Genomic DNA, 2,833 nt, shown 5'->3' on the forward strand with positions numbered 1-2,833 from the left:
AAAGGGCAATTACAAATCATTATACCCTTATGTTTAACCAAGTAAAATAAAAATCCATTTTTTTACAAGGAGAAGTGACTGCATGCAAGATATTTTAAAACTATTTCCGAGCGTTGACGGAAATCAAGAAAAACAACAACTTTTATTAGAATCTATGCAGAAAATAATTAAAAATCTTGACCGATTAAAAAATGAAGAGCGAGCTACTTTAGGTAAATGTGAGGAAAAATCAGAAGGATACTACAATGGCTTAATTCACCAAAGTCATATTCCACTAGCTGGAATCACTATGTCTGAGGTTATAGACGAGCTAAACCAATTTATGAATGGTCATCCTTATCCAAATAAATATTACTTGTCTAACGCTGTACCACTACCAAGTATACCTTCACTATTAGGTGTAATAACCATGGCCCTTTTAAATGGTAATGGTGTTTGGGATGTATATGGTCCAGGGGCAGCTGAAGCAGAAGTAAAAGTTGTATCCATGCTTTCAAAACTGATTGGTTATAATCCACATAATAGCGGTGGCTATACAACATGGGGTGGACAAGGATGCGTGTTTTCGAGCTTGCGCTTAGCAATTTCTAAACAATTCCCATCAGCAAAAGAACATGGCGCTCCACAAAATGTATATTGCTTTGCTTCTGAAAATGCACATTATAGTTTATTAAAGTCAGCTGAAGCAACTGGCATCGGGTCAAATCACTTAATAAAAGTAAAAACTGATCCTTATACAAATTCTATGGATATAGAAGATTTAGAGAATAAAATGATACAGGTTATTAAAAATGGCGGTATCCCCCTCTATATTCTAGCTACTATGGGGTCCACAGATACATTTACCATTGATGATATAAAAAAAATTAAAGAGAGCGCTGAAACAATACAGAAAAAATATAAATTAAAGCCTATTTATATCCATGCGGATTCTGCAATGGGCGGATTCTATAGCTTCTTTAACAATTATAATTTTGAAGAAAATCCACTTTCATTTGAACCTAATGTAAAAAATGCCTTACAATACGTACAAGATAAAATGCAATATATGTCTCTTGCAGATAGTGTATGTTTTGATTTTCATAAATTAGGACAAACACCTTATGCCTCAAGTATTTTAATCGTAAAAAGTCATACTGATTTACAACTGATGGACATTGACCAAGATGATACACCTTATCTTGGTAATAGATCATATGGGAGTTATCATACAGGCTATACTTTAGAATGTTCACGAGCTGGTAGTGCTATTCCAATGTATATCAATCTATTAGCCTTTGGAATTGATGGATATCAAAAATTATTAGCAAATTATATTCGTGTAAATCTATTATTTAGAGAGAAGTTGCGCAAGGCCCTGCCTCAAGTCGCAATCACAAATGATTTTACATTTGGGCCAATTACAACTTTCCGTTTCTATATGAATGGAGATGGCCAAGAAAATTGGGAAAAAGAACGAATAGGCCTTGCAACAAAAGAAGAGATTGAGGATACAAACCGATTAAATATAGAACTATTTAATTACCTAGGAAAAAATCGCGATCAAGTATTTTTTGGTGATACAACTCGTTCTTGTGTAGTAGATGCAATAAACAGTTGTGGTAGAAATTCAATTTCCACATTAAAATTCTTTTCTATCTCTCCATATACAACTGTTGAATGTATAGATGAGATTGTAGCATTTCTTTATGAACATATTTCGATTGCTACTAAACAGATTTATTCATATGTTTAATAATCATTTTGGTAAGCGCTTTAATAATTAAACTTAACTAAATTAAATAATACTTTTAATTACTATTAACTATATCAGGAAAAGAGGAAAAACATATGAATATACAGCTACTAGATACACACCAGCTGAAAGATGCAGCACACTTACTTGCACATTCCTTTGTGAATAACGAACCTCTTGTAAGCAGTTTACAAATTCCTTTTGCTCCTTTTCACAAAATGTGCGAAGAAATGATGAAACAAGCTGTATCTCAAGCTATGTCATTTGTAGCAATAGAAAATTTTCAAATTGTTGGAGTTCTTTTAACAAAAAAAGTAACTCAGCCACTAATAGATACAGAGAAAGCGATTGAACTATGCCCGCAAATGGAACCTATTTTTCAACTTTTAGATACATTAGAGACAGAATCTATTGAGTTTTCTCATTTAGATAAAGAAAAATTGGTCTATCTAGATATGGGCGCTTGTCATCCAGATTGGATGGGAAGTGGTATAGTCACTACCCTTCTTTCACATGCCATTCAAGAAATAAGTAAAAGAGATTATGATTTTATTGCTGCTTGTACAAATAAAATTTCTCAAAAAATCCTAAAAAAACTGTGTACGACCTATGAAATGAATGAAATAGTGTATAGTAATTTTCTTTATAAGGAAGCATACCCATTTGCTAATACAACAACTTCCTTGGCAGCTCAATTACTATATATACCTCAATCTCAATTCGTCATTAAAGCCATATAAATTTGTGAAGAAGACTAGCTGTACTTTTGTGCAGCTTCTTTTTTATATAGAGGAAATAAGTAATAGATATTCAGGTTAACATAAGTGAAACTTTTCACATTTTAACTTCTTCGAATTCAATAGCCACTTTCTAAGCCTAACCTATCGAGATCACTCTTATATTCGCTTTAACATGTTTTAATTTCATACGCTCCACTATTTCATCTATAAAAGCAACTTACTTAGACACTTCTCCCTATTCTAATGTCTAATTTTTTACTTTTTAATTAACGAGTGATACATATCTTCCTACTCTTAAACACTTTAAGACATATTGCCTGATAACCTCTTAATATTCTCTATAATTTTAACGGTTAAA

Annotated in this window: 2 protein-coding genes; both read left to right on the forward strand. The window is 32.2% G+C overall.

The genetic code is table 11. The features are described from left to right. Nucleotides 1-82 precede the first annotated feature (82 nt). Nucleotides 83-1,735 (forward strand): pyridoxal phosphate-dependent decarboxylase family protein, encoded by a 1,653-nt coding sequence (locus tag ACQGSG_RS28110; protein ID WP_426948598.1) that lies wholly within the window; start codon nt 83-85, stop codon nt 1,733-1,735. A 95-nt stretch (nt 1,736-1,830) separates the two neighbouring features. Further along, entirely contained in the window at nt 1,831-2,475 is a 645-nt protein-coding gene (locus tag ACQGSG_RS28115) for a hypothetical protein (RefSeq protein WP_426948600.1), read from the forward strand. Nucleotides 2,476-2,833 lie beyond the last annotated feature (358 nt).

The sequence above is a fragment of the Bacillus sp. GMa5/1 genome (assembly GCF_050172015.1).
In the GTDB taxonomy this organism is placed as follows: Bacteria; Bacillota; Bacilli; order Bacillales; family Bacillaceae_G; genus Bacillus_A; species Bacillus_A cereus.